Source organism: Bhargavaea sp. CC-171006, from assembly GCF_009761675.1.
GTDB classification, from domain to species: domain Bacteria; phylum Bacillota; class Bacilli; order Bacillales_A; family Planococcaceae; genus Bhargavaea; species Bhargavaea changchunensis.
In genome coordinates, this window is record NZ_QUZH01000023.1 from 76,168 (window position 1) to 91,702 (window position 15,535).

The following is a 15,535-nucleotide window of genomic DNA, read 5'->3' on the forward strand; positions in this document are numbered from 1 at the left end:
TGTCCTCCGCATCATGCGAATGGACGCCAGTTCAAACCGATTCCGTTCAATATGAAGCATCACAAGTATTAATAATAACAGATATAGGAAATGGAGTCAAGTGTTTGTTTCAGATCAGCTGTTGCTCGGCATATTCCCTGTACACTGTGTGGGAATCATATAATTCCTGATGGGTACCACTCCCGGTCACACGACCGCCCTCGATAAAAACGATGCGATCTGCATCGACAATCGTGGACAGCCGGTGGGCAATCGCGAATGTCGTGCGTCCGGACATGAGCCGCTGCAGGGCTTCCTGGACAATACCTTCAGAATGGCTATCGAGGCTTGCCGTCGCCTCGTCCATCATGAGGATTTTCGGATCTCTGAGAAATGCCCGGGCGATGGCAATGCGCTGTCGCTGCCCGCCGGAAAGCCGGATGCCCCGCTCGCCGATTTCGGTGTCGAGACCGGACGGGAACCTTCTGATAAATTCTGTAGCGAAGGCCATATCGGCTGCCAACCAGATTTTCTCCTCGGGGATGTCATCCTGTTCAATTCCGTAGAGAAGATTATCCCGTATCGTTCCCGACATCATTGCGCTTTCTTGGGGGACATAACCGATCTGTCTCCGCCAATTCTCAAGTGACAGGTCGGTGATCGGTGTACCTCCGATACGGATCGTCCCGCTGTCAGGTTCGTAAAACCGTTCGAGCAATGCGAACATCGTGGATTTCCCGCCCCCGCTCGGTCCGGCGAATGCAATCATTTCACCGGGTTCCGCCCGGAAGGAGATGTTGTCCAACACCGGCTCTCCGGCCTGGTAGGAGAAGCTGACGTTTTCCGCTGTGACCGGAAGACCCGCCACATCCACGGCAACACCTTGCTGTCCCGGCTCCGGTTCCAGATTGAGAATCTGGATAATCCGTTCTGTAGCTCCCTTTGCTTTCTGCAATTGGGTAAAGAACATGGCAAAAGTCGTGACCGGGAAGACGATCTGGAACAGATACAGAAGAAAAGCGACCAGTGTGCCGGTGGACATCGTTCCATCTGCGACGCGCACGCCGCCATATACGATGATGAATGCGATCACGGCCCACATAATGAGCCCCATCAGCGGCCCAATGACCGCATTGATACGGGCTTCCCGGAGTCCGAAGTTAAAGAGGCGGAGAATCCCGGCCATGCCTTTGTTTTCCTCATCTTCCTCTGCATTCGATGCTTTCATCAGACGGATTTCGCTGATGGTCTGCTGGATGCTTCCGCTGAATGCCGCAGTCTCATCCTGCATTCCACGGGATATTTTGGCCATCCGCCGGCCAAGAGGGATCATAAGCGCCATCGTAACCGGAATCGATACCAGCATGACCAGTGTCATCTGCCAGTCGAGGACCAGCAGCAGCGCCACCGCGCCGATGATCGAAATCAGGCCGCTGATAAACTGCGGCACATGGTTCGAGATGAGTTCCTTCACGATGCCGGTATCATTCACGACCCGGCTGACGGTCCCGCCGCTTGCCTCGGTGTCGAAATGCGAGACCGGAAGCCGCAGCAGTTTGCGCCACATGTTCACTCTCAGGTCTGCCACCAGCTTCTGCCCGGTGTACCCGAGGAGATAGGTTGCTACACCGTCGATGGCGGTCTGGATGAGAAATGCGGCGATAATGGCTGCGATCAGTACAGGACTGAGTGATTCAAGAGAGAACCCGTCCACCAGTTCTTTTGTAAGAAGCGGGATCACAAGACCGACAACGGTTGTGATCAGAAAACCGGCGATGCCGAAGCCGAATGCCGCTTTCGGGATGCCGGTGGAGCGGATCAGGCGCATGAACGGCTTAAGGCCGTCCTGTTCTCCTGCATTTTTAGATACCATGGACAGGCTCCTTTCAATTGATGCTATTTATACGGAACGTTGAACCGGAAAGTTCCATGCCATCCAGCGGGCAGGCGCTTTCAGTCTTTTCCGCCTTCTGAGGATTTCCTTTTTTTATAGTATAATGATAAACATTGTGCAGATTTGATCGGGGAGGGCGGACATGCGCTGGAGGGGGAGGCTCGTCGCAGCCGGAATTGTGGTGTTGTTCAACATCATCCGTTATTTCTACTACCATGTCTATTTGGATGTGCCGTTTGACGGTTCCTTCTTCGTGTTGACGGCAATCTTTCTTGCCATCGCCTATGCAGGAGGCTATCAGTACGATCGTGCGGACTATCTGTCAAGGCGGGACCCGCTCACGGGTGCGTACAACCGCCGCTCACTGATTGACTATGTCAGGAAGCTCCGGCTTTCCGGACATCACGGATACGGAGTGGTCTTGTTTGATCTGGATGATTTTAAGGAGATCAACGATACTTACGGGCATGAAGCCGGGGACGCTGTGCTCCGGGATTTTGCGGAGACCCTTACCGATTTCGTCGGCAGCCGGGGCATCATCGCAAGATGGGGCGGAGACGAGTTTCTCGCCATTTTCCGGGATACAGATGCGGATTTCAAAATGGTCAGGGCCGAGGAAATCTCGGCACGGATGAACGCTCTCGGGTATGCCGGCGGCCGGTCAATCGGAGTGTCGTTTGGCATTGCGGTCTCACCTTCGGATGGCAGAGATCTGGAGTCGCTCGTGGATGCGGCGGATCATGCCATGTATGTCAACAAAACAGGCAGAAAGAGTCAAGTGTGAATACTTGTCGGATCTGCCTGCTTCATATAGGATAAAAAAAGAATTTCAACGGAATGGGGCAATATACCATGAAACAATCGATCTACGGATTGACCTTCGAACAGCTTCAGCAGTGGATGGCTGACCACGGCCAGCAGAAGTTCCGTGCTGCTCAGGTATGGGACTGGCTGTACAAAAAGCGGGTCAAGTCGTTCGATGAAATGAAAAACGTCAACAAGGACTGCCGCGAGGTTCTCGACGGAGCCTTTACCATCCGGACGATGGACATTGCCGTCAAGCAGGAATCCAATGACGGTACGGTCAAGTTCCTGTTCCGCCTGGCGGATGGAAACCTGATCGAAACGGTACTGATGCATTTCAGCTATGGACAATCGGTTTGTGTGACGACCCAGGTCGGCTGCAACATCGGCTGCAGTTTCTGCGCGAGCGGGCTGCTGCGCAAGAGCCGTGACCTGAACGCCGGCGAAATCGTCGAGCAGATCATGAATGTCCAGGAGCACCTCGACGTGCTCGGAAAAGGCGAGCGGGTTTCCAACATCGTCGTCATGGGAATCGGGGAGCCGTTCGACAACTACGATAACCTGATGAACTTCCTGCGTGTCGTGAACGACGGGAACGGGCTCGGCATCGGTGCCCGGCACATCACCGTTTCGACAAGCGGCCTCGTAAAGGGCATCCGCAAGTTTGCGGACGAGGATCTCCAGGTCAACCTTGCGCTTTCGATCCATGCACCGAACAATGAGCTCCGCACGAAAATCATGAAGATCAACAAAGCGTTCCCTCTGGAACAGGTCATGGATGCCATCGACTACTTCCTATCGAAGAAAAACCGGCGCATCACGTTCGAATACATCCTTCTTAGTGACGTAAATGACCATGTCGAGGAAGCTCAGCAGCTGGCCAAGCTTCTGCAGAACAAAAAGCACCTCAGCTACGTCAACCTGATTCCGTACAATCCGGTTGAGGAGCATGACCGCTACAGCCGCAGCACTCCCGAGGCGATCGCCGCCTTTGAAAAAACACTCAAGTCCAAAGGCATCCAATGCGGCGTGCGCCTTGAGCAGGGCACCGACATCGATGCGGCATGCGGGCAGCTCCGCAGTAAGCAAATCAAAAAAGACGTCTCCTGACGATACCGGCACGGAATTCATTTTCCGTGCTTTTTTCTTTGCTCGGAATCCGGTATCGTTGAAGGAAAGGGGGAAGCTTCCAATGAAAGATGAAAACCTGTTATTCCGTCCTGCCGTGCGTGTCGATCTCGAGGGGATCGTCGGCATGCTGGCAGACGACAATCTGGGCCGGACACGGGAAAATCCGGAACTGCCGCTTGAGCGTTCTTATGAAGAGGCGTTCCAAGCGATTCATGAGGATCCGAATAATGAGCTGATCGTGGCGGAAGCGGATGGTCAGTTGGCGGGAGTGCTACAGCTCACCTTTCTCCCTTCCATCACCTACAGGGGAAGCTGGCGGGCCATGATTGAAGGCGTCAGGACGGCCTCCTCCATGAGGGGCAGGGGAATCGGCAGGGAACTGATCCTCCATTCCATCCGACTTGCCGAAGAAAAGGGCTGCAGGCTCATCCAGCTGACCACAGACAAAAGCCGGCCGGATGCTATCCGGTTTTATGAAAGTCTCGGATTCAGCCCGACACATGAAGGCATGAAAATGCGGCTGGATAAGGGGGACGGGAAAGAATGAAATCGGTTTTTGCTTTTGAAACCCCGGGGGAAGGCGCCGCTTACGAAACGACAGTCAAACGGCTCATGATGCGGCTCGGTTCCTACGAAGCGTTTCTCCGCAATGCGTTCGGCCTTACGGAAGTGCCGAAGGCCGTGGTATGGACGAGCGGGGATATGGCGCGGGATGTGTTCGGGAATGTTCCGATTCCTGCCTATACCAGAGAAAATCTGATCTTCATGTGTCCGGATCAGGAGGAATGGAAGCAGATCATGTTCGAACAGATGGACGGTGAGGACCTTCCGGAAGTGAGAGCGTTTTACGAATCGGTCGGCGAAATGCAGCTGCTGGATATTCTCGCCCATGAACTGACCCATCATCTGGACCTGTTCCCCGACGATTTTGAGGACGAGCGCACGGATGCGATCTGGTTTGAGGAAGGCATGTGCTTTTACCTGCCGCGCCGGCATCTGTTTGGCGATCCATACTTCGGTCAAGTCATAGCAACCGAGCGTTCGCTTTACAATGCGTTAAGAAACCGCTACGGAAAACATTCACTTGATGATTTCGGAACGGCGTCCTATGAGGGGAGCCTGCCTTCGATCATGTTTGATTACTGGCGCAGCTTTCTTGCTGTCTGTGAATTGGTGGAACGGGAGAACGGCAGCGCACATGCAGTGTTCAAGAAGTACAACAATTGGCATGAAGGGGGAAGGGAACTCCCTCTGACCGAATACTTCGAGATAGAAGTCTGATTGAACTGAAGATTCCGACTATCATAGATTCTGTCATAACCCGAACCGCGGCACATATGTATATATAGGCTGCGGTTCTATTTCTTGGTGCGCGGCAACCTATTTCCACCAAAAAAAGAAATAGAGGTTGAAATGTTCTGTGCTTTCTGACAATATAGAATTGCAGGTAGAAAGCGCATACAAGAATGGGAGGAATGAACAAATGGTAGAAGTGATCAAGTCCCGAGTTTATGCGAAGCCGAACACGGAAGGTGCGAAAGTCAACTTCCGGGAGAAGTACGACAACTATATCGGAGGCCAGTGGGTGCCGCCGGCAAAAGGTGAGTACTTCGACAACATCACCCCGGTGACGGGCCAGGTGTTCACGAAAGTGGCGCGATCCACGGAAGAGGACATCGAGAAGGCTCTTGATGCTGCACATGCCGCCAAGGATGCATGGGGCAAGACTTCAGTCCAGGAACGATCCAGGATCCTCCTGAAAATCGCGGACCGCATGGAAGAAAACATTGAAAAGCTGGCAGTCGCAGAAACGTGGGACAACGGCAAGGCCATCCGTGAGCCGCTGAACGCAGACATTCCGCTGGCCATCGATCATTTCCGTTACTTCGCAGGTGCACTGCGCTCCCAGGAGGGCGGCATCAGCCAGATCGATGAACATACGGTCGCCTACCACTTCCATGAGCCGCTCGGAGTGGTCGGACAGATCATTCCGTGGAACTTCCCGATCCTCATGGCGGTCTGGAAACTTGCTCCGGCGCTTGCGGCAGGCAACTGTGTCGTTCTGAAGCCGGCCGAGCAGACTCCTGCGTCGATCATGGTGCTGGTCGAGCTGATCGAAGACCTTCTTCCTGCAGGTGTCATCAACGTCGTCAACGGCTTCGGCCTTGAAGCAGGAAAGCCGCTCGCGTCCAATCCGCGCATCAGCAAGATCGCGTTCACCGGCGAGACGACAACCGGACGCCTGATCATGCAGTATGCATCCCAAAACCTCATTCCGGTCACGCTCGAACTGGGCGGCAAGTCGCCGAACATCTTCTTTGAAGACGTGTTCGAAGAAGACGATGCCTTCCTCGACAAAGCGGTCGAAGGGTTCGTCATGTTCGCGCTGAACCAGGGCGAAGTGTGCACATGCCCATCCCGTGCGCTGATCCAGGAATCCATCTATGACAAATTCATCGAGCGCGCCATCAAACGCGTCGAGGCGATCAAGACCGGCAACCCGCTGGATCCTGACGTCATGATGGGTGCGCAGGCATCCAACGAGCAATTGGAGAAAATCCTTTCCTATCTGAAAATAGGCAAGGAAGAAGGCGCGGAATGCCTCACAGGCGGAGAGCAAAACCAGCTTGAGGGCGACCTGGAGGAAGGCTACTACGTCAAGCCGACGGTCTTCAAGGGCGATAACAAGATGCGTATCTTCCAGGAAGAGATCTTCGGGCCGGTTGTGGCCGTCACAACGTTCAAGGACGCCGAGGAAGCTCTCCAAATCGCGAACGACACGCTCTACGGCCTCGGAGCGGCTGTCTGGTCCCGTGACACGAACACCGCCTACAAGATGGGCAGGAGCATCGAGGCCGGCCGTGTCTGGACGAACTGCTACCACGTCTATCCGGCACACGCGGCATTTGGCGGATACAAAATGTCCGGCATCGGCCGCGAGACGCACCAGATGATGCTCTCGCACTACCAGCAGACGAAGAACCTCCTCGTCAGCTACGACGAGAACAAACAGGGCTTCTTCTGATCCGGAAGGAGGGTTTCAAAATGGTCGAACGCGTCACCGCAACGGATGAAGCGATCGAACTAATCCAAAAGCTGCAGGAAAAGCACGGACCGGTCATGTTCCACCAGTCCGGCGGCTGCTGCGACGGATCGTCCCCGATGTGCTACCCCGAAGGCGACCTGCTGATCGGCAGCCAGGATGTCCTCCTCGGCGAAATCGGCGGCGCCAAGTTCTATATGAACAAAAACCAGTACGACTACTGGAAGCACACCCAGGTCATCATCGACGTCGTCGACGGACGGGGCGGCATGTTCTCCCTGGAAGGGGTGGAGGGGAAGCGATTCCTCTCCAGATCCCGCGCCTTTACGAAAGATGAGACTGAAGCACTCGGTATTTGAGTGTGACACCCGCCATTTATGGATGGCGGGTGTTTTTGTGTTTGGATTGGGTACGTATTGTGCCAGCTTAAAAATAGGCTTCGTCCGATTGTGACGGTGCTCATAACGGGAATGGACATCGGAAAAGCCGAGACGCTGATCGAACCTCTGGTGAGGGGTATCGACCGGCATCGTTTCAATATGGAGGGATATACATGGGCGAGTTGACATTTGATGGTCATGGGAAGCTTGAAAATTGATATAATGGACCTACCAGTGAACTGAGACTAAACTCCGTAAATGGCGAGAGTTTTGGAGTATAAGATAGTGACGTATCAAGGGAAAGTTAAGCTGATGTGTAGGGAAGAGGGGAAAGAATTTTGAGCAAAAAACTGTTAACCAAAAAAGAAAAAAATAAATTGTTATTTAGTGAAACTATAAAAAATAGTGGCGTCAATTGGCTAATAAGAATATTAAGAAACAAAGAAGATTTAAAAGAAGAGTATTTATCACATGAACAAATCTTAATTTTCCGGGAGCTAAAATCTAACTTATTAAATAACTCTATTAAGGAATGGGAAATTACATTAGCTCCCAATGGCCACTTTACACTTGATAAAGGACCGAAAGAAACTGGGTGGGAAAAGTGCCAATTGTGTGGGACGAAGAATAGATATGTTCATTTTATAAAAAACAAATTTAATAATAGAATTCTTAATGTAGGAAGCGAATGTATTAATGAATTTGGGGATATTGGTTTAATGGCCCATAGAGACAGAAGGCAGTTAATAAGCGAACAAAATAAAAACTATAGAATGCAAAAATTAATAAAAGAAATTCCCTGGGCTAAAAGCAGGGTGGAAAATTGGAATCAGTTTTTTTCAGAGGTAGAATTAATATTGCCGAATCGAATTGAAGAACCCTATGTAAAAGCAGGGAAAATTGCAGAAAGAACACTAAATAAAATATTGAGTAAAAATAATAATAAAGCAGAGATTGAGAAACTTAAAGCACTCTTTGAAAAGCAAGAGAAATATCAATCCAAAGTTTTTAGTTATATTCAAAAATACATCGGACATCCTTTTGCCATGACTAAAGAAATTGATGACTGGCTTAGGATAAATAATCCTGGAAAACATATGGAAATCAAGGGTCGTGTGAAGAAACATGAGAATGCATTAATTGATGCTGAAGTAGCAAGCTTGATTAATGAGCCGGGTTTTTTGGCGATTCTTAAGGACAGATATACTACAAATTTAGACAAAGACAGAATACAATTTCTTGAAAACTCAAAATATGGATTTATATGTTCTGTTTATCCTTATTTTGATATAAAACTTGAGATTTCCAATAAAAATTTTACCACAGCCTATGGAAAATTCTTATTTAGTAATGACGAAGCTTTTAATGAAAAGTATCTATTATTTAATTCGAAATGCTTCGATTCCACCGATATTGAAAGACTTTTAACTAGATACATGGATGAACTAAAGCGGTGTAATATGACGATTGTTAATATTAACAGAAAAAAGAATCAATTAGATATAAAGAGTAATAAAACGAAAAACTATTATAGATTAGATCTTAAAGGTTTTACTGAAAAAAATATGTTTAATCTTTATTCGAAAAGACTAAAGGAAATTTTGAAAGAAATAATAAAAACTAATAACTCATTTTCACACACAGAATATACTAATCTTATAAAACGAGAGAGAGATATTCGTAGTTCTTATAGAGATGAAGTAACAAAGTAACATTAAGTTCTATTGAGCAACTCTAACCAGAATTCAACATTTGATTACAGTGTTCCGCTTTGTTTGTGTTCCCAAGGAATGTTTTAATTGCAAGAATTACTGTAGTTAAACATAAGGAGATGTCTGAGGGCGTGACCTTCCGTTAGTTCTTGCTAACGTGCGCACATCTGTTCTACCATGAAGAAAAAGAGAGAGGTGATTCCATGGCAGAACATATTTTTAAACTGAAAGCGGATTGGCCCGGACTTCGGAACGATGTCGGAGTCATCGAGTCGGGGAATCTGAAGACGAAGATTTCGATTCCTCCAGAAATGGATGGCCCGGGAATCGGGACGAATCCGGATGAAATGCTTCTTGGGGCTGCGGCGACCTGCTATATCATCACGCTGGCGGCCATGCTGGAGCGTTCCGGTATCGACAAGGAGTCGCTCACGGTGGATTCCGAGGCGACCGTGGATGTGACAAATGGGGTCTTTACCTATAAGAGGATTGTGCACAAGCCGAGGCTGGTGCTTGCTGAGGGGACAGACGAGAAGAAGCTCTCCCTTGCCAGGCGCCTTACGGAAAAGGCGGAGACGACCTGCATGATCAGCCGGGCCATCAAAGGGAATGTCGAGATCGGCCTCGAGACGGAAGTGCTGCGGGCAGGGGACACTGACTGAGCCAAAAACTAAACTTGTGAAACAGAATGTGATGGTATAATCATTTAATAGAAAAGACTCGGATGAAAAGGTGGGAAAAAGATGAAATTCTTCCATACGGCCGACTGGCATCTGGGCAAGATCGTCCAGGGGGTGCATATGACGGAGGATCAGAGCCATGTCCTTGAGCAACTGACCGAAGCCGCACGGACGGAACGGCCGGATGCGATCATCATCGCGGGTGATCTGTACGACCGGGCTGTGCCGCCGACCGACGCGGTCCGCCTGCTGGATGACGTCCTCTCGGAAATCGTGCTCGGGCTCGGAATTCCGGTCATCGCCGTATCGGGCAACCATGACAGCCCGAACCGGCTTCATTTCGGCAGTGGCTTTATGAAGGAAAAAGGGTTCCATATGACCGGTATCCTCGAACCGGATGCCGCTCCGGTCATCCTGGAAGACGAACATGGTGAAGTTCATTTCCACTGTGTGCCGTTTGCCGATCCATCGGTCGTCCGGGCGCTATATGACGACGATACGGTTACTAACCATGATGAGGCGATGCGTTGCCTGCTGGAACACCGCTGCGGAGATCTCGATCCGGCAGCCCGCCATGTGATGATTGGACATGCCTTCGTGACACCCGGCGCGGAGCCTGAGGAGAACACGAGCACATCTGAACGCCCGCTGTCTGTCGGAGGGGCGGAATACGTGGATGCGGGGCGCTTTGGCAAGTTCCATTACACGGCACTCGGCCACCTTCACCGGGCCCATGCTGTCGGAAACCCGGTGGTCCGCTACTCCGGATCCCCTCTGAAGTATTCGATCTCCGAGGAAACCCACAACAAGGGCTTCCTTTGCGTGGAACTGGACGGTGAGGGGCAGATATCCGTTAAACACCGTCCGTTGAACCCTCGGCGTGATATGAGGACGGTGGAAGGAACGCTAGTTGAAATTCTTGAGATGCCGCATTCGGAAGACTATGTGTTTGTCCGGCTGCTCGATGAGACGCCCGTCCTATATCCGATGGAACGTGTTCGTTCCGTCTTCCCGAACGCCCTCCATGTATCCCGGGTGATGCCTGTCCGCTCTGACGGAACGGACAAGCCGGGCAGACGCACGGAAGAGATGGATGATGCCGCCATGTTCCGGGCATTCCACGAGGAAATCACCGGCAGTGCGCCGGATGAGGAGACTGAGGAGCTCTTCCGGAGCGTGCTGGATGAGCTGCTGGCAGATGAGCGCGAGACAGTGAAGGAGGCGGTGAAACGATGAAGCCGCTGATGCTGAAGATGACGGCATTCGGACCGTATAAGGAATGCGAAACGATCGACTTCAGGGAACTGGGGGACCGCGGGCTGTTCGCCATCTCGGGTCCGACCGGTTCCGGGAAAACCTCGATTTTCGATGCCATCTGCTATGCCCTGTACGGCAAGGCGAGCGGTGAGGAGCGCGAAGACCGGAGCCTTCGCTCTGACTTTGCGGACGACCAAGTACATACGGAAGTCGAGCTCTGGTTTGAATCGGCCGGAGACACTTACCGGATCATGCGCCGCATGCCCCATGTGAAGGCCGGAAACAAAAGCCCGACCGGTGACCGGATCGAGCTTTTCAGGGTCGACGGGGAATCGGAAAAGCCCGTCACGGACAGACAGATAACAACCGAGGTGAACGCGAAGGTGGCCGAGCTGATCGGTTTTAGCCACGACCAGTTCAGCCAGATCGTCATGCTTCCACAGGGTGAGTTCCGGAAACTGCTCACTTCTGATACGGAAAATAAGGAAAAGATTTTCCGGAAGATTTTCCGCACGAAGAAATACAAAGACATGGAAGCGGTCCTAAAAGATCGAAAATCCTCCGTTGAGGCGGAGTGGAAAGAAGCATCAGGCCGGATCGCCTGGCAGGCCAGGCATCTGCTGGACACGCTGCCTGACCTCAGTGAAGAACTGGCAGCGAGCCTTTCCGATGAACACCCGAATGCGGGGAAAGTGATCGAGGGGCTATTCGGTGAACAGGAGCGCAGGCTGACCGAGACTGACCGGCTGACAAAAGAAGCGGAACAGCTGGAGGCCGGTCTCACGGAAGCCAACCGACGTCTGTCAACTGCTCAAGAGCTAAACACCCGGCTGGAAGAGTGGGAAGAGAAGAAGCGGCAATTGTCCGCACTAAATAACCGCCTCCCGGAAATGGAGGAAAAACGCCGAGCCGTCAATCTTGCACGCCTTGCAGCGAGGATCCGTCCTGCTGAAGAGAAGATGTCGGATGCGGAGCGGGAACGAAAACAGGCGACAAATGCTGTGGAACAGGCAGAGCTCGCGCTCGCCGCGGCAAAGGAATCAGAAAAAGAAGCCGCCTCACGGGCGCTGCAGGTCAGGGAACAAGAACCGCAGATCGATGCCAAGCGACGGGAAGCGGAGAGACTTGAGGAGGCACGGCCACGCCTTGATGAGCGCGATCAGGCACTGCGTGAACTGTCCATTGCACAAGCCGGACAAAAGAGGCTGTCGGAAGAGACGGAGTCCCTCCGCGCGGGCGCCGCAAAGCTTCGGGAAAGACAGGAATTCCTTCGCCAAGAAATCTCGGCCCTAGAAGAAGCTCTTGCCGGAACGGATGAACTTCATGAACAGCTCACGGCTGCCGAGCGCGACTGTGAACTGCTGGAGGAACATCTCCGACTCCTGGAGGTTGTCAGAAAAGCTTACCAGGATTCAAAGCGTGACGAGCGCCGGAAGGATGAAGCAGAAGCCGTGCTGCAGCAGCTGAAACAGCAGCTTCGGGACAGCCAGGCGGCTTCACTTGCTGCTCATCTCCATGACGGTTTGCCCTGCCCGGTATGCGGCAGCACCGAACATCCTTTGCCGGCTGATTCTGCAGACGGTCCTGATGACTCAGCACTTGAAGAGGCAGAATCGGCATTTCTTAAAGCGCAGTCAAATGCGATCAGCTCTGCAGGCGCCTTTAAGATTCAGAACGGCCTGTTGGAGCAATCTGCAGACCGGCTGGCAGGACGCGGGCTGGAAGCAGCAGATGCTGCCGACATCCTGGCAGGCAGAAAGGAAGATGCAGAGCGGCTGCGTGGTGAAATCTCCACTGCCAAGTCGCGCCGAAACCGGCTTTCTTCACTGCGGAAGGATGAGGAAACCCTTCGGGAAAAGGCGGAAGAAGTTGCAGGCAAGCTGACAAGGCATACAGAGGAGCTGGCGGGCACAACAAGCCGGATCGCCTCCTTCGAAGCGACCATCAGTGGCCTGGAGCGTTCGATTCCGGAAGGCTACGATGATGTCCGATCGCTTGATCAGGCTCTATCTGCGCTCCGTGACATGATCGGAAGGCATGACCGCCTGAAAGAAAAGCTGGAAACAGCTGCCACACAAGCGGGGGACAAACGGAAGGCGGCGGAACAGTCGTTGACATTCGCTGTGAGTCAAAGTGAAAAAGCGGAGAACCAGCTCCGGGAGGCAGAAGCCTCCTTCCGGGATAAGCTTGCCGCCTCCACTTTCAGTTCTGCGGAAGCCTATCATGCAGCGCTCATGCCTGATCATCTGGCGGATGAGGCAGAGGAAGCCATCCGTGCGTTCGAGAATGACCTCCATGCCGTGAAGGTGAGGGAAAGCGAACTCGCCGCATCACTGGAGGGAAGTGAGAGGGCGGACCTGGAACAGCTCAGGCAGCTTGCGGAAGAAGCAAAAAGTGCATATGACCTGGCACAGGAGAGGCTCATCCATTCCCGCAATACACTGAACACGGTCAAAAAAGGCATTGCCTCCATGAGGGAAGCCGCAACCGAAGCGGAAGCGCTCGAGAAAAAACTCGGCAAGGTGGCCGGCCTCCATGACCTCGTCCGTGGCCAGAACGCCGATAAGCTGTCATTTGAGCGTTACCTTCAGATCGAATACCTGGAACGGATCCTGCTCGCTGCAAACGAACGGCTGAAGGAACTGTCTAATGGCCAGTTCGAATTGCTCCGGAGCGACCGGCAGGAAGCCCGCGGGCGGCAGAGCGGCCTGGGCATTGACGTATATGATGCGTACACGGGACAGGCAAGGGACGTCCGGACACTTTCCGGGGGTGAGAAGTTCAATGCCTCCCTTTCACTGGCCCTTGGTATGGCGGATGTCATCCAGGGATTCGGCGGGAACATCCGTGTCGACACGATGTTCATCGACGAAGGGTTCGGATCACTCGATCCGGAGTCGCTGCAAAAGGCGATCGAAGCGCTGGTCGGACTGCAGCGGAACGGCCGCGTCGTCGGCGTGATCTCCCACGTCGAGGAACTCAAGTCCGCCATGCCGGCGGTCCTCAAAGTCACCAAATCCAAGGCGGGGCACAGTTCAACCGAATTTGTATTGAAGTGAAGAGGAGCCTTCATCTGCAATGTGCGGATGAAGGCTTCTTTTTGCTTTAGGGAAGGACACCGAATGCATCAGGCGAATAAGAGTGGGGAAGGGGGAGTAGGCATGGATTGGAAGGCATTTGAACAGTTTGCAGAGAAAATACGGGTTAAGGAAGAAATCCCGGGAATGGCGATAGGTGCAGCTCGGAATGGGGTGCCCCTTTTTGTGAGCGGCTTCGGAACGATTGAAGCAGGAGGAGAAGCATACATAACGCCTGATACGGTTTTCGGAACGGCATCAGTGACCAAGTCGTTCACGGCGCTTGCCGTACATATTCTGGCAGCGGAAGGAAAGCTTTCGCTTACGGATCCGGTTGTCAGGTATCTGCCGGAAGCAGAATCGCTACCCATTATCAGGAGTGCAGAAATCCGGCATCTACTCTCACACACAACCGGCATGCCGCCGGTGAAGCGCCGTGAAGAGATAGAGGGGTTTGAAGAACATATCAGGTATCTGGAAAGTCTTGACATGGAACCGATCGGACTTCCAGGCGAGCGGATCAGCTATTCGAATGATGCATTCCTGCTGCTTGGCGCTCTGATTGAACGGGTGTCGGGTGTGAATTACCAGGAATTCATCATGGAGCGCATTGTCCGGCCTGCCGGTATGAAGAGAACCTCTTTCACGCCGCCCGGGCAGGGAGAGGAAACGAACACCGCTGTTCAATACACGGAGAAACTTCTGCCGGTGGACTGGCCGTCACTCGGCAACTATGCTGTCGGCGGCGGAATCCGCTCAACGGTGAATGATCTGCTCGTCTACGGAAGATTGTATACGGACCGCGCATTCAGAGAATCCGTCATCGGAAATGTCGATACAGCGGCAATGCAAGAACCTGTTGCCACGGTCGATGGAACCACTTTCTACGGACATGGCCTGATGGTCACGTCTGACTTCGGAGGTAATGTTCTCATCCACCACGGAGGAGGCCAGCCGGGGGTCTCTTCCTCATTTGGATTCCTTCCCGATCAAGGGATCACTGTTTCTGTCCTAACGAACCGGACGGTTGTCTCCGCGGAAAAGCTGATGAAAGGCGCCATCTATACGGCGCTCGGGCGTTCTCCTGAGGAGTCGATGGTCCGCCTTCCCGAGATTCCGGTATCATCGGATAAATTAAAGACATTCACCGGACATTACCGAAACGACGAAGATCCTGACGGCTTCCGGATCGATGCAAGTGAAAGAGGACTGGTGATGAGGTCCGACGGGCGCACAGATCATCTGCGTCCGGTAGACCCAGGACAATTTCAAAATAATCGAACCGGTAAACTTATCCGTTTCGATGTGGGTAGCGGGGGGAAAGTTGACATGGCTTTCACGGGGCTGCGTGTATATTGGAAATCAAGTAACAATCGGATTAAATGACTGCATTTTACTTAGGACTTCGCACCCATTTTTTAATGTGGACCTACTAATCATGCGCGACCTTCATGGATTTGCACGCAGCGCATCAAAACCTTGCTTTCAGGTAAAAGGTAGTGATTCATGAAAGCGGGGTCGTAGCTCGAAGGGTGCGAGGTGGCAACTCTTGGGGCCCTTGGTGGTAACTCGGACACC

General features: G+C 52.4%; 12 protein-coding genes. 11 read left to right on the top strand and 1 reads right to left on the bottom strand.

Translation table 11 applies throughout. The features are described from left to right. Window positions 1–109 precede the first annotated feature (109 nt). Window positions 110–1,852, bottom strand: coding sequence for an ABC transporter ATP-binding protein (locus DZC51_RS10065; RefSeq protein ID WP_157295368.1), 1,743 nt, complete (start codon window positions 1,850–1,852; stop codon window positions 110–112). A gap of 163 nt (window positions 1,853–2,015) precedes the next feature. Here DZC51_RS10065 and DZC51_RS10070 point away from each other — a divergent pair, with 163 nt between their 5' ends. The 11 genes from DZC51_RS10070 (at window position 2,016) to DZC51_RS10120 (ending at window position 15,343) form a co-directional block, all read left to right on the top strand. Beyond that, the gene (locus DZC51_RS10070; RefSeq protein ID WP_157295370.1) at window positions 2,016–2,657 is read left to right on the top strand and encodes a GGDEF domain-containing protein; all 642 of its coding nucleotides are present in this window, start codon (window positions 2,016–2,018) and stop codon (window positions 2,655–2,657) included. Between the two features lie 68 nt (window positions 2,658–2,725). Next, the gene (gene rlmN / locus DZC51_RS10075) at window positions 2,726–3,787 is read left to right on the top strand and encodes a dual-specificity RNA methyltransferase RlmN (RefSeq protein WP_157295372.1); all 1,062 of its coding nucleotides are present in this window, start codon (window positions 2,726–2,728) and stop codon (window positions 3,785–3,787) included. Window positions 3,788–3,869: 82 nt separating this feature from the next. Then, window positions 3,870–4,355 (top strand): GNAT family N-acetyltransferase, encoded by a 486-nt coding sequence (locus DZC51_RS10080; protein WP_157295374.1) that lies wholly within the window; start codon window positions 3,870–3,872, stop codon window positions 4,353–4,355. Next, window positions 4,352–5,089 carry a hypothetical protein gene (locus tag DZC51_RS10085; protein ID WP_157295376.1) on the top strand — a complete coding sequence of 246 codons (738 nt, stop codon included), beginning with the start codon at window positions 4,352–4,354 and terminating at the stop codon, window positions 5,087–5,089. Before DZC51_RS10080 ends, DZC51_RS10085 begins: the two co-directional genes overlap by 4 nt. A gap of 202 nt (window positions 5,090–5,291) precedes the next feature. Further along, a complete protein-coding gene (gene adh / locus DZC51_RS10090) occupies window positions 5,292–6,833 on the top strand; it encodes an aldehyde dehydrogenase (protein ID WP_157295378.1) in 1,542 nt (513 codons plus the stop codon). Between the two features lie 20 nt (window positions 6,834–6,853). Further along, a complete protein-coding gene (locus DZC51_RS10095; protein ID WP_157295380.1) occupies window positions 6,854–7,210 on the top strand; it encodes a DUF779 domain-containing protein in 357 nt (118 codons plus the stop codon). A gap of 359 nt (window positions 7,211–7,569) precedes the next feature. Then, a complete protein-coding gene (locus DZC51_RS10100; RefSeq protein ID WP_157295382.1) occupies window positions 7,570–8,943 on the top strand; it encodes a hypothetical protein in 1,374 nt (457 codons plus the stop codon). A gap of 203 nt (window positions 8,944–9,146) precedes the next feature. Further along, window positions 9,147–9,605: an OsmC family protein gene (locus DZC51_RS10105; protein WP_157295384.1), complete on the top strand. Its 459-nt coding sequence runs from the start codon at window positions 9,147–9,149 to the stop codon at window positions 9,603–9,605. 81 nt (window positions 9,606–9,686) lie between these two features. Next, window positions 9,687–10,859, top strand: coding sequence for an exonuclease SbcCD subunit D (locus DZC51_RS10110; protein WP_157295386.1), 1,173 nt, complete (start codon window positions 9,687–9,689; stop codon window positions 10,857–10,859). Then, a complete protein-coding gene (locus DZC51_RS10115; RefSeq protein ID WP_157295388.1) occupies window positions 10,856–13,939 on the top strand; it encodes an AAA family ATPase in 3,084 nt (1,027 codons plus the stop codon). The genes DZC51_RS10110 and DZC51_RS10115 overlap by 4 nt, the downstream gene beginning before the upstream one ends. A 102-nt stretch (window positions 13,940–14,041) precedes the next feature. Then, window positions 14,042–15,343, top strand: a complete 1,302-nt coding sequence (locus DZC51_RS10120) for a serine hydrolase domain-containing protein (RefSeq protein ID WP_157295390.1) — start codon at window positions 14,042–14,044, stop codon at window positions 15,341–15,343. The last annotated feature ends 192 nt before the right edge of the window (window positions 15,344–15,535 follow it).

Coding starts and splice junctions, on each gene's coding strand:
- DZC51_RS10110 (WP_157295386.1), top strand. CDS start 9,687: ATGAAATTCTTCCATACGGCCGACTGGCATCTGGGCAAGATCGTCCAG.
- DZC51_RS10105 (WP_157295384.1), top strand. CDS start 9,147: ATGGCAGAACATATTTTTAAACTGAAAGCGGATTGGCCCGGACTTCGG.
- rlmN (WP_157295372.1), top strand. CDS start 2,726: ATGAAACAATCGATCTACGGATTGACCTTCGAACAGCTTCAGCAGTGG.
- DZC51_RS10115 (WP_157295388.1), top strand. CDS start 10,856: ATGAAGCCGCTGATGCTGAAGATGACGGCATTCGGACCGTATAAGGAA.
- adh (WP_157295378.1), top strand. CDS start 5,292: ATGGTAGAAGTGATCAAGTCCCGAGTTTATGCGAAGCCGAACACGGAA.
- DZC51_RS10095 (WP_157295380.1), top strand. CDS start 6,854: ATGGTCGAACGCGTCACCGCAACGGATGAAGCGATCGAACTAATCCAA.
- DZC51_RS10065 (WP_157295368.1), bottom strand. CDS start 1,852: ATGGTATCTAAAAATGCAGGAGAACAGGACGGCCTTAAGCCGTTCATG.
- DZC51_RS10080 (WP_157295374.1), top strand. CDS start 3,870: ATGAAAGATGAAAACCTGTTATTCCGTCCTGCCGTGCGTGTCGATCTC.
- DZC51_RS10085 (WP_157295376.1), top strand. CDS start 4,352: ATGAAATCGGTTTTTGCTTTTGAAACCCCGGGGGAAGGCGCCGCTTAC.
- DZC51_RS10070 (WP_157295370.1), top strand. CDS start 2,016: ATGCGCTGGAGGGGGAGGCTCGTCGCAGCCGGAATTGTGGTGTTGTTC.
- DZC51_RS10120 (WP_157295390.1), top strand. CDS start 14,042: ATGGATTGGAAGGCATTTGAACAGTTTGCAGAGAAAATACGGGTTAAG.